This window comes from Pseudomonas petrae (assembly GCF_021728295.1).
GTDB classification, from domain to species: Bacteria; Pseudomonadota; Gammaproteobacteria; order Pseudomonadales; family Pseudomonadaceae; genus Aquipseudomonas; species Aquipseudomonas petrae.
In genome coordinates this window covers 74,626-90,758 of the sequence record NZ_JAKJXE010000012.1, presented here as the reverse complement: position 1 = coordinate 90,758, position 16,133 = coordinate 74,626, and the positions used below count along the sequence as shown (strand labels likewise).

Sequence of the window (16,133 nt, the reverse complement as noted above, 5' to 3'; positions counted from 1 at the left end):
ACCACATTCAAGGTCGGGAAATAGTATGCATAAAACTTTAGCGACAATCAGTGTACTGGCTATTGGTTTGACGGTTATCGCAGGGTGCGATGGCAAAGTCGAGAATAAGAACGTCACCCACTATTCCACGGATCTTTGCTCGCTCGATGTCATTGGCGGCAAACCTGACGCCACAGTCTATGTTCATCGGGACACAGTGGTTTTTGCCGGATGGGCAATTGACGCATCAAAGAGGATATCGCCCGAAAAATTGAGACTGCGCTTGACCGGAGCTGCCGGAGTTCCCTATACGTTTGACGGCCCGACCATGACAGACCGCCCGGACGTTGTTAAGGCTTATAACAACGATAAGCTCCTCAAGACGGGTTTCAACTTTAGAGCAGATCTTTCGAAGCTTGAACCAGGCGGCTATGGCATCATTTTAGAAATACCAGACGGAAACTCGCTGCTGGTGTGCCAGCCAAAAAAAGTCTTGGTAGTTCAATAGTAGACAGTTGGCACCTATGTTTAGATCGCGTATGGCATCACCCCGCAATCAAGGTCCTGAGAATTGAAGAGAGTTCAGCGCGCGCTACAGCCCAAAAGCGCAGGCTGGTGCTGCGGGGCGTCAAGCAGCAGGCCTTTGGCAGGTATAACACCAGTGACCGCGTGTGGTACGGGCGGGAAGCCGCGCACTAGCGACCTCGTAGCGCGCCGGTGAATGTCAAGGCCTCTTCCTGTACGTGAAGCCTTGAGCTTTGCCTGAGCGCCAGTCCAGTCTCGGGATTTCACCATGAAGTATCCGATGGCATGCTGCACTGCGCTTGCTATTGCGTTTCGCCAGCATCGACCGATTTATACGTCAGTAGAGCGCCGCCAACCGAATTGGTGATCACTTCAAAGTGAGAGCGAATGTAATCATCAATTATAGGATGTGAATTGGAATATCTTAGTTCTTCGCGCCCGTCCATCGGCATATCGAATACTAGAACGTAGCCGGGATCAGCTTTCTTAATACGTTCAATTTCAGCGCGCTGAAATTTTTCATCGCGAGGTGACAACGCATAGATCTCCCAAAGTGGCGCCTGCCGATCAAGCAGTGGATAGGCTCCAGGCCAAAACGGTAACACCAGCATAGGCCTGCCATTCTGGGCATAGCGGGCCGTTAGATCTCTGAGGAGTTTTACGGCCTCAGCGGTACTGGGATCCATGGAGAGTGTCGATCCGGAAACGGTAACTTTCTCCCAGCCTGGTTTTGTACGTGCCAAGACCCCAGGCTGCCAGTCGGCGAGGATAAATACGCTCAGGAAGGCAATAGCTATTACTGAAAACCACCTGATAAACCGAGACCTGCCAGCGGCGAGCATTATGAACGTGCCCAAGAGTAACGGATATATACCTTGAGCGAGATGGCCTACATCTGCCCGAGCGAATGCGTAATGAGAATAGGGCAGACCGCTACAGATGGCGGCGACCAGTTCGGGTCGAACATAGCGTCCTCGCAGCTTCTGATTAAATATCCAGACTAGCGCGCCAACCCCGAACGCTATAAGCGCGATGAAGCACGTACCAATCAGAAACCAGCGTGTCTCGATAAAGACCCCGGCTGTTCCAAAACCTACCGTCCAAGGCCAAGGTATAGGGAGTGGAAGATTGGTATTACCCTGCTGCAGCATGAAGACAATGGTGTCCATAAAAGCGTCAAGGTACCCAGGCACGAATGCGCACATTGCGAGCACAGGCATATAACCAACAATCACGCCAGCCGCCCAGACTCCTACGCCGTGCCAAAGACTCCTACTCGCAGGCGCACCGGCCCGTAACCAAACAAAGGCGAGAAAACTAGCAAGCGCTCCATAGACTCCGTGGTTGCGACCGAAGACGGCGGCAAATCCTACTACAGCGCCAAGCAAGAAATATCGTCTTGCTGATGGGCCCTGCAGAAGATAGGTAAGTCCGGCCACAATGATCATAGATATGGAAATATCAAATATTTTGTGGCGCGGATATGCCCATGCCATGAGCGTGACGGCAGCAATACACAAATATAAGATGTTGTAGCAGTTGCCTTTTCGCAGTGCTGAGGAAATAGTCCATAGCCCAGCATATAATCCAAGCACTTGGAATACAGCAACTGATGTTCTTAGGGAAATAATCCCCGTGTCCCCTGAAAGCATGAAGTAGCTGGCTGACCAGTAGTACCTGCCTGGGTCGTACGCCATGAAGTCTCTCAGAGGTATCTCCCCTGCTACGATCTGCTTCGCGCCGTACCAGAGATAGCCTTCATCCCAGAGGTTGAAGCCGTCGTGGCCTTGCCACCAGAAATTAGCCATGACGAACAAGACAGACAATGTCATAAGCGCCAGATATTTTAAGGCATGGTCTCTTGCAGCGTCCGTCATATCTCGTTCCGTTTCACACCGTTATGGCTGTGCACTATGCCAATTTGCGAGAGATCGCGGTAGTACAACAGCGCTAGAAGTTGGCTTTACAGAGTGCTTTCAGTTAATCCGCTCGCCAGTTGCGAACAGGATGCCGCTAACGACGACCGCTATCTAGATCTCTGCAGTTTGAACCCATCGCTCGAATCACCAATCTGATGTGGGCTCTCAGGGAGCTCCGCGCCGAAGTGGGCGTGCTGAAGCTGGCACACAGCATCCCGCCCATGCCGCGGAAACACGACAGTGCAGCACCACAGGGCGCCAGTGCGCGGGCTTTTTTCGGCAGCTTTAAATTAGAGTTGTTTTAGTTAGCCACTCCGTACTCTCGGCCCGCGTAGCCTCGGCCATCTGGGCCGGCCTACAGGAGCGTTGGCGGTGATGGTAACTGCTCGCCACGCTAAGCCCTCTCGGCGTTGTCAGAGTGCTATTCAACCGTTTGGATATAGGATTCAGGCCTTTCATGAATTGGATTCGAAACTGATTTTTGAACAAATATGAATATCGATGTGAGCAGTAGTGCAGCAATTAGCGCTTGCCACTTGTTAGTATTTAGCTTTCCGTGAGCGACCGATTCCAGTGATAGAGAGCAATATGCTAAGCAAAAGATAGGAAAGAAAAATCGTGTTTCTACAGCTCCAGGTATGCTTGCAAAGCATGGAAGCGTTAGCGTTGCTAGCCACATCACTTTGTATCGGTTATGGGATATGGTCTTATTTGAGATCAACGATCTTGCCAGCTGCGTAAGCCCAAGCGTAACGATCATCAAATACATAAATGACCGTATAGACTTATTATAAGAAGGCGTGGTTGTGTAGACGTCGCCATCGCGGGCATCAAGGGCCGAAGCTGTGTGGCGCAGATAGATAGTTAATAAGTCTGCAGGGTGTTTCAAGGCTATGTCAACGTAGTCAGAGAGGCGTGGGCTTGTTAGATCAACACCCTTCTCCTTTAATATTTCGATACCTCTGCTGTTAGCGTAGAATACTGGCGTTCCTCCAGCTTTTCCCTTTTCAATGTAGGTTTCGTACCTGTCAACTATCAAGCCCCACATAAGCTGCGAGACATACAGTGAGTCCCCTTGAAGTCCTGTAGTTATAAGTGGCGAAAAATTGTCATTGTATTTCTTGTTAATGACCATTTGCGGTGCGGCGCCGATGAGGCTACCAGAAAGAAAAGCTAGAAGACATATGGTTTTTACCCATGTGTTCCCTATCGTTATCGCCACCACTGCCACCGCCATCGCGGCGAACGAAAATATATAAATTGTTCTCGTGTTGTAGGCCGCATATGAAAGCAAACCAGCCATCATCAGGTAAGCCATTTTCTTGGTCACCGTTTTCTTGTCGTATGCTAAAAGCACGCAACTCATTGAGTATACCGTCAGAGCAAAAGATGGAGCATCACTTAGCGGATAAGAGACCAGCCCTGGAAAAATTATAGATACTATCAAAGCGAGTGTTACTCTTTTTGCGACTGAGGTAGTACCGCCAATAATTTTTGTATATAAATTTGGAAGGGTTACGGCGAAGAAATAGCCATAGATGATTGAATGGCATAGCTTTAAGAGCGTAGGCCCCGCATCAATATTCCTGTCGAATAGTGCACGGGCCGGCGAGAGCAGTAATGGGTAAACATATCCTCGAACCGTTTGAGGGAATGAAAGGTCCCATATCGTGGAGCTTAGAGACCAATATAATCTTGCGTCTCCCCTAAAGTCATGGGCATCTGTAACTGTCTGGGCCATGAGAAATATTAGAGCTGACACAACGAAAGATAAGGTCAGGTTATCACTTGTAACTGGTCTCAATAAGTGGTTGCGTATTAACTTGTCGATGGTCAATCGCATTGCTGCACGTCCCTAGTTGCCGTACTGAGGAATTGTCTCAATTTCAGTTCGGATGCTATCAGCATTCCGACGGTATTAAAATTCTTATCCTAATATTAAGTCTTACCCCGGCAGGGATTTTGACGTGGAGAAAATGATGACTGTAATTAAAGAAGATCGCGACTATCTTAAGCGCACGTCCAAGCTACGACCGCAGGGAAAGACTGGCCGGAATAGCGGCCTTTGGATGGACTATCCGCACCCGCGCCGACGACCGTAGGGACAAGTCGTGGCGAGGTGATTGCTACGCAAGCGGTAGCCGTTCTGGTATGCGTTGTACCCACACGCAGGGCCTTGGCGGTTGTCTTTAGCTTAGAAAACTGGCCTTTCGGGCTGCATCTGTTCCAGTATCAGAACTGGTACACCTTCTGGTGGACCCCCCCGGAGCCCTGACCACCTGCATCACAGTTGCCGTCGCTCACGCGACTACGGAACTGCCCCGCTACGGTAACCGTAACGTCCCTGACAGATTCCATAGCCTACCCGTTGTCTGCTTGCCAGCACGCGCGCCCCTTGTTCTGTGCCCCGTCATGACTTTCGTCAAAAAGAACGCCACAACGAATTTTTGGAACATCGAGCGGCGGCATGGCGGCCCTACTCATGGCTATATTTTTGCTCGCGCAGGTAAATATTTGCACCCGATAATACCTCCGCTATGCTTGAGGCAGGACCGCTTGAGGTAGAAGGTCCATGGATCTCATTACAAAGTCTGTCCAAGGGGAATAATACAGTGCCTTGTCGAATCCTTAGATCCCTGTACCTGCGGGCAAATGGTGAAATTCCATGTGACGATGATTTTGGTGAACAAATAAACTTGGGGTGGGTGCCAAGAAATAGCAAGTTTTCGCCCACGGAGATTTTTACCAACGAGAAATACCTTGCTATCGAAGAAGCATTCAATTCTCAGAGCATGCCTTGGAGCAGAATTTGCAATCATTGTGCGCTTAACCGGCCCTCAGACCCTCCCGACAATCATTTACGATCTAAGGTAATATCTTACTTTCAAATAGAGCCAACTCTCGCCTGTGCGCTTGCCTGTCCCGGGTGTTCCAGATCAAAACAGATAAGACAGCGTCCGGGGCCTCATACCTTGGAACTTAATCAGCTTCAAAATCTACTTAACGGACTTTTGTCTGAGGGATACGTCGTACACAATATTGAGTATTGTGGCCAGGGCGAGCCCCTGGATCATCCGAATTTCAAGAAGATTGTGGAAGCGACACGTAAGGCCTATCCGGTTGGGAAGCAGCGTCTTATTACGAACGGAAATAATGACTACCGAGCAAAACTCGACGGTACGTTCATCGACGAAATAATGGTTTCAATTGATGGTGCCACCCAGCAAAGTTATGAGAAATATAGAATCGGAGGTGCCTTAAACACTGCGCTCAATTTCACCAGAAACGCTAAAGAGGCAAACAGAAAACAGTTTGTTGTATGGAAATACATATTGTTCACTCACAATGACACCGAGGACGAAATCAAACTTGCTGAAGAAATAGCACTCGGCCTTGGGGTAGACCGCTTGCAGTTTGTCAGAACACACAGTGAAGGGAAATCTGTGACTTGGGAAAACAAAACCTTGCCGCTGCGATGGTCGAATTCAGTAGACACCTCTACGCCGCTGATAGAACGGAACAGTCTACCGTAGAAGCGTTATCACTCCGGCGGGCACGCCACGGCATGAGGAAGCTTAGACTACATAAGGAAGAATCGGCTACACGATGTCAAACCGCGGGTACAGAGCAGTCTTGCGACGCCACTACCTTTGATGACGGTGTTGGGCTGGCCCTTGTCCATTGAAACCATTAGCTGCTGGCCCTCTGAAACACTGTCCGCTAACGCCGAAGGCCATATGCTTCAGAGATGTAGACTTTTTTAATCTGCAATTTTTTTTGCTTTATCGGAAAAGGCAATTTTCGAAAAAATATAAGTAATGGGAAGTGTGATTACAATCGCAGTAATTGGCGCAAGCCTTTCATCGAGACCGAATTTTTCCACCCAACACCAAAGTATCAGCATGCTTAGACCATACTGTATCCCGTAAATCAGCGGTAAGAGCAGGGCCGATTGCAAGCCGCGATGACTTTTGAATACGAAAAATCTATTCAAAATATACGCAAGCAATATGCCTACTGCATAGGATATGGTGTAGCTGGCCGTATATGGTATGAGCAATAGCAGTAATAGATAGATTCCATAAGTAAGGGCGGTGTTGAAACCGCCCGAAACTAAAAACCGGGCAAAGTCCAATTTCATGAGCTTAGATAGAGCCAGATTAAGCATCTGGTTAACTACTTTGTTGAATCAGTGACTTGAAGTCGTCGTAATTCCGAATGTAGTCATCCGCATCATAATAGTGGGATGCGAAGACCATCAGCACGGCGTCAGCAGAGTAGCGGTACTGAATGCCCCATGTCATTGGTGGTAAGTGAATGCCGGCGTTTGGCTTGTCTAGCACGAACTCTTCTCGATTTACCCCGTCGTCTGCTACGACGTGGACGGAACCCTTGACCGCAACCAGGAACTGATGACAAATGCAGTGTGCGTGCTCCCCGCGCGTTTCAGCGGTAGGTACGTCATAGACCAGAAAGTAGCGTTCTGTCTTGAAAGGCACTGAGCGCTCGAACTCTCCCGCTGACAAACTCCCGCGCATGTCAGCAACTTCGTTCATCGTGTGCAGCGTGACGCCTTTCACGGATGTTTGAAGTGAACCGGGTTTATCTGCCTGCTGCATGCCTTCAACACTGGCGGTAACAGGCTTGGCGTCAACATACCCGATGATCTTGGCGGGATTGCCAACCACGATTGCATTAGGCGGCACTGAACGGGTGACAACGGCGCCAGCGCCCACCATCGCGTTTATGCCGATGGTAATACCGGGCAGAATAGTGCAGTTAGCGCCCAGTGAAGCACCACGCCTGATGATCGTGCGAGCGAATGTCTCTGGATATACCTTGCTGCGAGGAAAGAGGTCATTGGTGAAGGTGGCGTTAGGGCCGATAAAGACATCGTCCTCAATTGTGATGCCATCCCAGACTTGCACGCCGCACTTCAACGTCACTCGGTCGCCGATGATCACATCGTTTTCTATGAAAACGTTATCGCAAACGTTGCACTCGCTGCCCAGTGTGGCGCCAGGCAATATGTGAGCAAACGCCCACACCCGGCTGTCCTTGCCAATTTTTTCCGATTCGCACAGCGCGTGGCTATGGACGAAGAAATCCCTAGTATTGCTCATGCCTGTCTCCAAAATCTTCAACCCGCATTGGAATCGCCAACGGCCGGTTCTTTGTATTCTCGTAAGTGCGCCACGCATAAGAGCCAACGATGCCGAGTCCCAAGAGATTCAGGCAGCCCAAAAAGGTGATCGCGAGCATTATCATCGCGTAGCCAGGTACTTCAATCATGCCATCTAGCTTGGCAATCAAGGTGAAAACGCCAAATAGCGCCGCCAACGCAGATCCGAAGGCACCTACGCGGGTGAGCAGTCTGATGGGCAAATCAGTGAATGAAAAGACACTGTCCATCAGATAATTGACTTTCTTGCGTAATGTCCAGGCCGACTTACCGTGGACTCGCTCTTGGCGGGTGTAGGTGACAACTTCGCGGCGATACCCTAACCAGAAAATCTGTGCAATCAAAGAACTGTGACGTTCATCCAGAGTGAGCAACGTGTCTCTAAATGCCTTGTTGCACGCAAACATGTCAACGCCGCCAGGCGGGATTTCCGGGATCACATACCGGCGATATAAGCCCCAGAAGATTTTCGAAGCCGTGCGGGTCGCCCAAGGATCTTGACGGCCTTCACGTACGCCCACCACAACGTCGATGTCCTGACGCAACAGAACGCTGTTCATTTCCAGAACCAACTCTGGCGGCTCTTGCAGATCCGCAGCCATTACCGCAAATCGATCGCCACTGCCGTTTTGCAATCCGGTGCGAATGGCCATGAATGAGCCGAAGTTGCGAGATAGCAAGATGAGCTTGGAGCGGAATGGCTGCAGCGGCAGCTCTGCCCGCAGAATCTCGTAGCAGCGGTCGGGACTGCCGTCGACGACGAACACGATTTCCAGATCATTGTTCAGCTCTCCGTTGAGAGCCGATATCGCAAGCAGCAGATCCGGCAAGTTGCTCTCGTTGCGGTAGACGGGGATGACCAGCGTCAGCAAAATTATTGCTCCTTTGAGAAGTAAGCCGTTACTGCCTCAATGACGCGATCCACTTCCTCATCCGTAAGGCCTGGGTAGCAAGGCAGCGAAATCACGGTGTCGCAAGCCTGCTCTGTGACAGCGAGAGAATTTGTGGCTGAAGCGTGGTACGCAGGTTGTCGATGGTCGGCGATCGGATAGTGAATATCGGTGTTGATCGATTTTTCTTTCAGTGACGCGGCGAATTTCGCGCGATTGTTGAGGCGTACCACGTACAGATGGGCAACGTAGTCTTCAGCGGTGGAGGACGGCAGTTGCATATCCAGCGAGGCGAATGCGGTGTTGTACCGTTGAGCAATTGAGCGGCGCTGGGCATTCCACTCGTCGAGGAGGGGTAGTTTCACGCGCAGTATTGCAGCTTGCATTTCATCCAGTCGGCTATTACGGCCACCAGGAATTGCGACTTCATACTTTTGTGACCAGCCATACTGACGTAACTGTCGAATGCGAGCGGCGAGCTGATCGTCACGAGTGACAACAGCACCGCCATCGCCCAGAGCACCGAGGTTCTTGGTGGGGTAAAAGCTAAAGCAGGCGATGTTTCCGAAGCTGCCTGCCTGCTTGCCATTACGGCGAGCCCCATGGGATTGAGCGCAGTCTTCCAGCACTGGCACACCTGCGGCCGATGCAATGCGCACGATCTCTTCGATGTTTGCCAGTTGGCCGTACAGATGGGTGACGATGATTGCTGCTGGTTTGGTATCAATGACTGACGCTAATGCCTTGGGACACATGGTCAGTGTCTCAGCGTCAACGTCGACATACACTGGTTCTGCGCCGATCGCGTGGATCGCAGTACTGCTATAGAAGCCTGCATTGGCGATCGCTACGACGCGGTTGCCTTGCTCCACACCTAGCCCGCGAAGCGCCAACTCCAGCGCTTCCGAGCCGTTTGCGACGCTCACGCAATGCTCAACACCCACATAGCTCGCGAATTCTTCCTCAAAAAGTTTTACTTCGTTACCGAGAATGTACCAGTGGCTATCCAAGACTTTTTTAAGAGGCGAGACGAAGTCGATGCCTGCGTTTGCCTTGGTGGCGGAGAAAAGAACAATATTTTCCATGGTATGTCCGAAATCAGGGAATAGGGTGAGCGGCTTTTTCACACGCGTCAGGCATTGGGTAAAGCTTAAGAGAAGAGCTTAAAGTAGAAAGCGTGATACTACAGTCCGCTGGCTTCGTCGCGGTAGTGATCTGGCCCGAAAAGCCAGAGAGCAACGCGTCTTGTCGCCCCAGAGCCTTCACGACGTCGGGCCGCTTTTGATTGAACCTGAGTGCGCCGATAACCTTGCCGCTCTGACTCGCGATCAAGAATTCCGGGCGCTCGCCGGGGTCGGTCGGAAAGCTCCAGCCCCTTACCGCCCAGCCTTTATCTGTTCTTCTGATTTCATCAATGCTGCCGACTATTGCGGTGTTGCTCGCCGCTGGCAAAAGTAGAGTGGCGTGTTCAATCGGGGGAATAATCGTACGATCGACGAGGTCCGCCTCACTCAGCGTCAGTCCCAGATCGGCCGTAGAGTTGTCGCCTGCAGCCAGAGCCTCCTGAGCGAGGCGCCCCAAGACGGAGTTCTGGACATTGGATGGTGAAGTTATGTTTGCCTTCCACGTGGCCAAGTTGGCTGCGGCGAGAAAAAGAAAAATGAGCAGCAGGATTACGGCAATTCTCTTTTTTAACGCGAGAGACTTATAGCTACGCATGCTCATTGTCTTTCCTCTCCAGTATGCGTTGGGTCGTTATGGATAACAGGAAGGCGAGGAAAGGAATGGTGACAAACAGGTATCTACCTTGAGGCTGTGGAAGAGAGTTCTGCGACGCAATGAGGCTCAAGAGGATCATGGCTGGATACAGTCCCAAAATCATGACGACCGGGAGGATGAAGTTCACCACCATGTCTTTACTTGACTCTGACTTTGCCATTCGCGTGGCTTGGTACAGCGAGGCTAACACTGCCAGTAAGAATATTGAGGCGGCCAGAGTGTAGTAAACACTGGGAATAAAAATATTCATCCACCCTGTAACAGAGAAATAGCTTCTGAGTGTCAAGCCCAGCCAGGGGAGTAGGTTGCTGTAATTGAGCGTTTGACCTCCGCAAAAAATATAGCAGGTGCCAAAGCCTGCTGCAGGATTGGTCTTATGCATTTTTACGAAGTCGATCTGCCCAGAGACCCCCGATATCTCTCCATAGCTTGAATAAACAAGCAGCAGCATCGGGGCTGCTACCACGCTGGCAGCAATAATCGATGTAGGTAAGTGCACAAACAGGCGCTCATTTTTGAATGCTCTGTTAGTCAAGAGATTAACCACCACAAATACAAGTGCCGGTAAAAAATATAGTTTTGTCATCAGCATCATCCCGATGGCGAGGCCTAGGTAGAGCGCCCTTTTCCGCGTCGGTGAATTTATGAAACTAACCGATGTGCTCAATAAAAGGGCAATGCTGGTCAGCCCATAGGCGTCGCTGTTGAAGTACGAAAATACAAAGGTCACTTGTGGTATTAGTGAAATGCAGGTCGCGATTAACGCCGAAATTAGAAGAGGAGAACCAAGGGAGCGCGCAGTGCGAAACAGTGAAGTAATGAAAACCCCACCCAAGATCCAGTTGAAACTCCTAGCCCCTATGTAGAGTACGTCGGCAGGCAGAAACCACGCGCTGATTTTTGTCGTGATCCAGGCACCTAGCACGTGCGGGAAAGGAAGCCCGTGATACCAGAATTCGCCGGGTTGCCATGTCCGCCCTGAAATCAAACCAAGCAACGGCTCTCGAGGCTCCACGGCGGACGGTAGCGTGTGGAATTTATTCAAAAATTCCAACAGGAAAAAATGAGTCGATTCATCAGGTGCGCCATTGAATGCGATCCCTATCGACCAAGCACAAACCAAGATTAAATAAAATGCCGCCAGCAAAAGCTGGCAGCGGAAGTCATTTAGTCCAGGGGAACTGTCGGTCATCTGTGACTGAAGCACTATAGAAGCCCTGTAAAGTTTGAAAATCTTTATTTATATCTTGACTCTCGGAGGCCACGCCAAGCCGAAGTCCTCGTGATCAAGTGTAAGATTTGGATTGTACGTGTAGTCTTCCTGAATTTTGGGCCAGCGCGCCTGAATGTGCAGCACCTCTTTGGAAAACCGCTCTTTCTTCTCGGGCGTATCTTCCAGGCCTCGGGTTGCTGACTCGTGATGGTACAACTCAGCGAAAGGGGTCCAGACGTTGATGTAGCCCGCCTCCTGCACCCGTAGGCAAAAATCAACATCATTGAAGGCGATCTTGAGGTTTTCCTCATCCAGACCGTTGACCTGCTCGAAGATTGATTTTTTGATGATCAGACAGGCTGCAGTGACGGCGGAAAACTCCTGAATGAGCGACGCCCGGCAGAAGTAACCATAATCACCCTTCGGCAGATACTTATGAGAGTGGCCAGCCACTCCGCCAACGCCTACGACCACACCACCGTGCTGCAAACGGTTGTCGGGGTACCAGAGACGTGCACCCACCGCGCCTACATTGGGTTGAAGAGCGATTGACACCATCTCATCAAGCCATTCAGGGGTGATGACTTCAATATCATTATTCACAAGTCCGACCAGCTCACCGCGTGCCAGCTCTACAGCCTTATTATTGAGCGCTGAGTAATTGAACGGGCCGTCATCACGCATTACGCGGATGTTTTCCTGCTGATCAAGCTTCGTGAAGTACTCCAGCGACACCGGATCGTCAGATCCGTTATCGATGAGAATGATCTCGTAATTAGGATACGTCGTTAATTGTTCGATGCTGTCGATGCACTGCTTGACGAGCGCATATGCGTTACGCGTAGGGATAATCAACGAAACTAGCGGGGCTACGGTAGGCTGCGTATAGCGCACGCGATACATGCCCATCGGAAGGAGCTCGGTGATACCGATGTTGCCTTTGCGTTGCAGATGCTCATCCAGCGCCTTCACACCGGCCAATGCTGCGTATGGCTTTTCACCGCCTCCGAGGGCTGTGCTGCCAGCGTGAATCCGCCAGTGGTAGAGGACTCGAGGGATGTGAACGATCTGGTCACGCTGCAAATGCTCTGCGCAACGCAAAGCGAGATCGTAATCCTGTGCGCCTTCAAAGCCTGGGCGGAACCCGCCTACGTGCTTCACCAAATCGAGCTTATAAACGCCCAAGTGGCAAACCATATTTTGCGAGCGGAACAGGAACTCATTCCAGTCAGACTTGAAGTAAGGCGAACTACGCTGGCCCGAATTGTCGATCTTGTCTTCATCGGAGTAGATGAGCCCGACATCAGGATTGTCGTGAATGGCTCGCGCTACCCAATAGAGCGCGTTTTCCGGAAGCAAGTCGTCGTTGTCCATCAGCGCGATGAAGCTACCTGATGCCATCTCCAATGCGGAATTGCTGGCATTGGAGATGTGACCGTTTTCGTTGCGGAACACCACTTTGAAGCGCCGATCCTGCTTCTGCAAAGCTTTGAGATACGCAATGACCTCAGGATCAGATGATGCGTCGTCAGCGATGCACAGCTCCCACTCTTTGTACAACTGCGAGCTGATGCTGTCGACGGCCTCACGTAACATAGAGAGCGGAGGGTTATACACAGGCATGATAATCGAGATCAGCGGTCTAGACTTCCACTTACGGATTTCCTCACTGATCCTCCAGCGAGCATTATCATCGATGGTGTCGTAGTACTTAACCCAAGTCGAATAGTCATGACGGTTCAGAACCTCGCGGGTCTCCTGACCCACGAATTCAAAATTGCTCGCTCCTGCCACCCAGCGGACTCGGGCTATCAGTCCTGCGGTGCCCTGCTGGCGCCAAACGGCAATGGCCTTGCGGATTGTATTTTTCAATCCGCCGCCCCGACGTATGACAGAAGGCAAAAGAGAGGTCGCTTTCTTCAGGCGACGAGCGATTCTCTTGGCTTTGCGGGCAGGGCCCATTGCTTTCCAGCTCGCAGACGACTGGATGGCTATAAGGTGCAGGTTGAGATTATGGATATGTGTGTCTTTCTCGACCTGCTGTACGCGAAGCTGCTCTTCCAGATTTCGGATGTGAACGTCTTTTTCGGAAAGCGATTCCTGCCATTTATCCAGGGTGGCTTGAAGCGCTTCATCCTTCAGAGTGATTTGGTCGCTCAGCGTTTCGATGATTTGAAGACGCTCCTCCTCTGAATTGGCATTGTCCAAAGCTTTCGAGCCGATTAGCTCTTGTACCTGCAGGTCCTTGGCCTGTAACTCCAGGTGCTTTTGATCAGTCAGCACCTGAATCTGCGATTCGTGCTCCTGAACCATCCGCTGACGCTCATCATTCAGCTCGCGTAGTTTTCTTTCCTTCTCGAGCAGCGATTGGTTCAGCTCGCTTATGGTGCCGGTGCTGCTCACTGAGGCTTTTACAAACTCCAGGGCATCTGCGATTTCTTTGTTCGAGCCGACGATGAGGTCGAGTTTGCTTTGCAAGTCTGCGTGTGGACCGAGGAGTCCAGATTCATTCAGCACATTGATCTCGTGAGCCAGCTGCTCTTCCGTGAATATAGTGAGGCTTACTTCCAGCTCAAGCGAGTCGGTGCCCTGGAGCGTTTCCCCGTTGAGGGGAAGCGCTATGCTAGGGTCGTCACTTAGCGCTAGATAAAGCGTGTCATCGCCGACCTGGGCAATCTTTATAGCGAACCTAGCGACAAGCGGTTCCTTGATGTCACCCTGCCATTCCCAGACCGGTTTGGAGCGAGAGTATACCGTGATGGCATCAATGGAAAACCCTTGCCGCTGATTCACTGGGTCGAAACGTAGCTTCCCGGATGCTGACAGCTGGTGCGGAAGGGAGAATCTGACGCGCTGCTTCCCGTACTCTACTTTTTGGTGAAACGCCGACTGCTCTGAAAAATCACCGTCATCGTCGCTGATGTATAAGGTCGCAGATGTAGGTGGCGCTTCTTTCGCTCCACCCACCTTGTGAATCTGGGCTTCGGGCGCCCAGTTCAGAAACTGGTCGGCCTTGGCTCCCGTCACTTTCTCTTGAAACACAGCTTCCATAGCGATGTATCGTTCACAGTCTTCCGATTCGATGTTCAGCCCGGCGCTTGCTAGTAACTGGGTGACAAATTCTTGCCTGCTGAACGATGCTGCGCTTGGGTAGAAAGGGTTGGCGGCTGCCATAAGCAACAAAAGCGCGCGCATCAACAGATGGCCAAGTTCCACGCCGTCCATCATTTCCCATTCGACGTCGATCAGCTGTGGAGTGCCGTCCGCGGTGATGACAATGTTTTGTGGGACCGCATCTATATATTTTCCTGGAAGCACGGAATGTACGGTGCTTAGGTCCTGGCTGGCTCCATCATCTGCGAGCAGGCTTTTGAGCGCGAGGATATATTCATTCAAAAACGGCACGAAACTCTCGATGTTCCAGTCTCGGCGTGCGGCGATGTCCAGAAACTCAAGGCTCAGAACCTTGCCACTTACATAGGTATCGATCCTGGGCAGCACGTATCTGAAGGAATTCCCCGGCTCTTCTTCAACTGGATGGTTCCCAGCCTTGCCCAGTTTCCTGTACTCGACCTGGATGCCCTCCGGTGTGTTGACGAATAGTGATTCCTTGCAATAACGGGTCCTCCTGCCGGTGCTGTAGTGATAAGCGAGAATGTTCTTCGCCAACGGCTCGCTCGTTTGGCAGGCAGCGACAACCAGGAACGAATTCGCAAGGTCCATGCCCAGTCGATTGTTAACGACTACAGGCCAAGCTTTTTCAAGGTTGAATGTGGTTGCTTCCGGCAGTTGGGGGTCTTTCTTCACGTTCTGCCAAGCTAGTGCGGCTGCGTCAAAGCCAGTGCACTCGAAGCCGGACTCGGTAATGATCGAATTAGGTAGCTTGTAGTCAGGACTTGGAGCCAGAAACTCTGACGTTGCGAACCCGGCTGACGCGATAAGCCTTTCAAGTTCGTTTTTGCCGAAGGTCTTTGGTTGACCATGTTCATAACGGCCTTCAATACCGTACATGGTCACGCCAACATGGTCTTCTGGAGCGCCTGCGAAATATTTCAGACCCAGCTGATTTTCAATGGCGATGAAAAGATGACCGTCAGGCTTCAACAACTCCTTGATCCGCATCAACATAGCGAGCGCCGGATCTGGCGCGCTGCTGAACATGCTCGCGTATTCAAGGACCCCGATTAGGGTCACTACGTCGAATTTTTCCTCTACCTTGAAGTCGTCAAAGCGTTCGGCGAGTACGGTCACATTGGGCAAGTCACGTGTCCGACTTGCCGCTATGGCTGCTCTGCGCGGGCTCCCTTCCAGGCAAAGCAGGTCGGCTCCACATTCACCCAGATAACGGCTAATGGCTCCGCAGCCTGCGCCGATTTCCAGAACACGACCTTCGAGCACGTGCTCGAATGGACGAAGAATGTTTCCCCGCGTGGCGCTTAGATGGTAGAGCTTTGCCCAATCAGTGCAGTACTGCGGTAATTCATCGGATAAGACCGAAACGTCATCAGCTTCGCGAATGATCTTCGCTAACTCCGTTTCAGCATCATCGCCGTCGCTGTAGGCAATCCCTTGGAAATCAGAGCGCACCCACACGCCAGTAGCGCTGTCTTTGGTATAACCATATTGTTCTAGTGTATGCATCGTGG

General features: G+C 51.2%; 11 protein-coding genes. 2 read left to right on the top strand and 9 right to left on the bottom strand.

Annotation, left to right across the window (positions count from 1 at the left end; all coding sequences use genetic code 11):
* Window positions 1-25 precede the first annotated feature (25 nt).
* Complete coding sequence (locus L4G42_RS20170; RefSeq protein WP_237254677.1) at window positions 26-487, top strand: hypothetical protein; 462 nt, start codon at window positions 26-28, stop codon at window positions 485-487.
* A 319-nt stretch (window positions 488-806) separates the two neighbouring features.
* On the opposite strand, the gene L4G42_RS20165 is transcribed toward L4G42_RS20170, so the two are convergent.
* Together L4G42_RS20165 and L4G42_RS20160 are read right to left on the bottom strand one after the other, a co-directional pair.
* On the bottom strand, window positions 807-2,381 hold the full coding sequence (locus L4G42_RS20165) for a hypothetical protein (protein ID WP_237254678.1): 1,575 nt from the start codon (window positions 2,379-2,381) through the stop codon (window positions 807-809).
* A 463-nt stretch (window positions 2,382-2,844) separates the two neighbouring features.
* The gene (locus L4G42_RS20160; protein WP_237261148.1) at window positions 2,845-4,266 is read right to left on the bottom strand and encodes a hypothetical protein; all 1,422 of its coding nucleotides are present in this window, start codon (window positions 4,264-4,266) and stop codon (window positions 2,845-2,847) included.
* 694 nt (window positions 4,267-4,960) lie between these two features.
* On the opposite strand from L4G42_RS20160, the gene L4G42_RS20155 reads away from it, so the two are divergent.
* Window positions 4,961-5,956 (top strand): radical SAM protein, encoded by a 996-nt coding sequence (locus L4G42_RS20155; RefSeq protein WP_336885890.1) that lies wholly within the window; start codon window positions 4,961-4,963, stop codon window positions 5,954-5,956.
* Window positions 5,957-6,183: 227 nt separating this feature from the next.
* On the opposite strand, the gene L4G42_RS20150 is transcribed toward L4G42_RS20155, so the two are convergent.
* The 7 genes from L4G42_RS20150 to L4G42_RS20115 are packed head-to-tail and all read right to left on the bottom strand — an operon-like array spanning window position 6,184 to window position 16,128.
* On the bottom strand, window positions 6,184-6,591 hold the full coding sequence (locus L4G42_RS20150) for a GtrA family protein (protein ID WP_237254680.1): 408 nt from the start codon (window positions 6,589-6,591) through the stop codon (window positions 6,184-6,186).
* Between the two features lie 4 nt (window positions 6,592-6,595).
* Entirely contained in the window at window positions 6,596-7,546 is a 951-nt protein-coding gene (locus L4G42_RS26075; RefSeq protein WP_272905124.1) for a WxcM-like domain-containing protein, read from the bottom strand.
* Window positions 7,533-8,483, bottom strand: coding sequence for a glycosyltransferase family 2 protein (locus L4G42_RS20135; protein ID WP_237254693.1), 951 nt, complete (start codon window positions 8,481-8,483; stop codon window positions 7,533-7,535). Before L4G42_RS20135 ends, L4G42_RS26075 begins: the two co-directional genes overlap by 14 nt.
* On the bottom strand, window positions 8,480-9,580 hold the full coding sequence (locus tag L4G42_RS20130; RefSeq protein ID WP_237254681.1) for a DegT/DnrJ/EryC1/StrS family aminotransferase: 1,101 nt from the start codon (window positions 9,578-9,580) through the stop codon (window positions 8,480-8,482). The genes L4G42_RS20135 and L4G42_RS20130 overlap by 4 nt, the downstream gene beginning before the upstream one ends.
* 13 nt (window positions 9,581-9,593) lie before the next feature.
* Window positions 9,594-10,220: a hypothetical protein gene (locus L4G42_RS20125; protein WP_237254682.1), complete on the bottom strand. Its 627-nt coding sequence runs from the start codon at window positions 10,218-10,220 to the stop codon at window positions 9,594-9,596.
* Window positions 10,207-11,466 carry a glycosyltransferase family protein gene (locus L4G42_RS20120; protein WP_237254683.1) on the bottom strand — a complete coding sequence of 420 codons (1,260 nt, stop codon included), beginning with the start codon at window positions 11,464-11,466 and terminating at the stop codon, window positions 10,207-10,209. Before L4G42_RS20120 ends, L4G42_RS20125 begins: the two co-directional genes overlap by 14 nt.
* A gap of 48 nt (window positions 11,467-11,514) precedes the next feature.
* On the bottom strand, window positions 11,515-16,128 hold the full coding sequence (locus tag L4G42_RS20115) for a glycosyltransferase (RefSeq protein WP_237261147.1): 4,614 nt from the start codon (window positions 16,126-16,128) through the stop codon (window positions 11,515-11,517).
* Window positions 16,129-16,133: the final 5 nt, after the last annotated feature.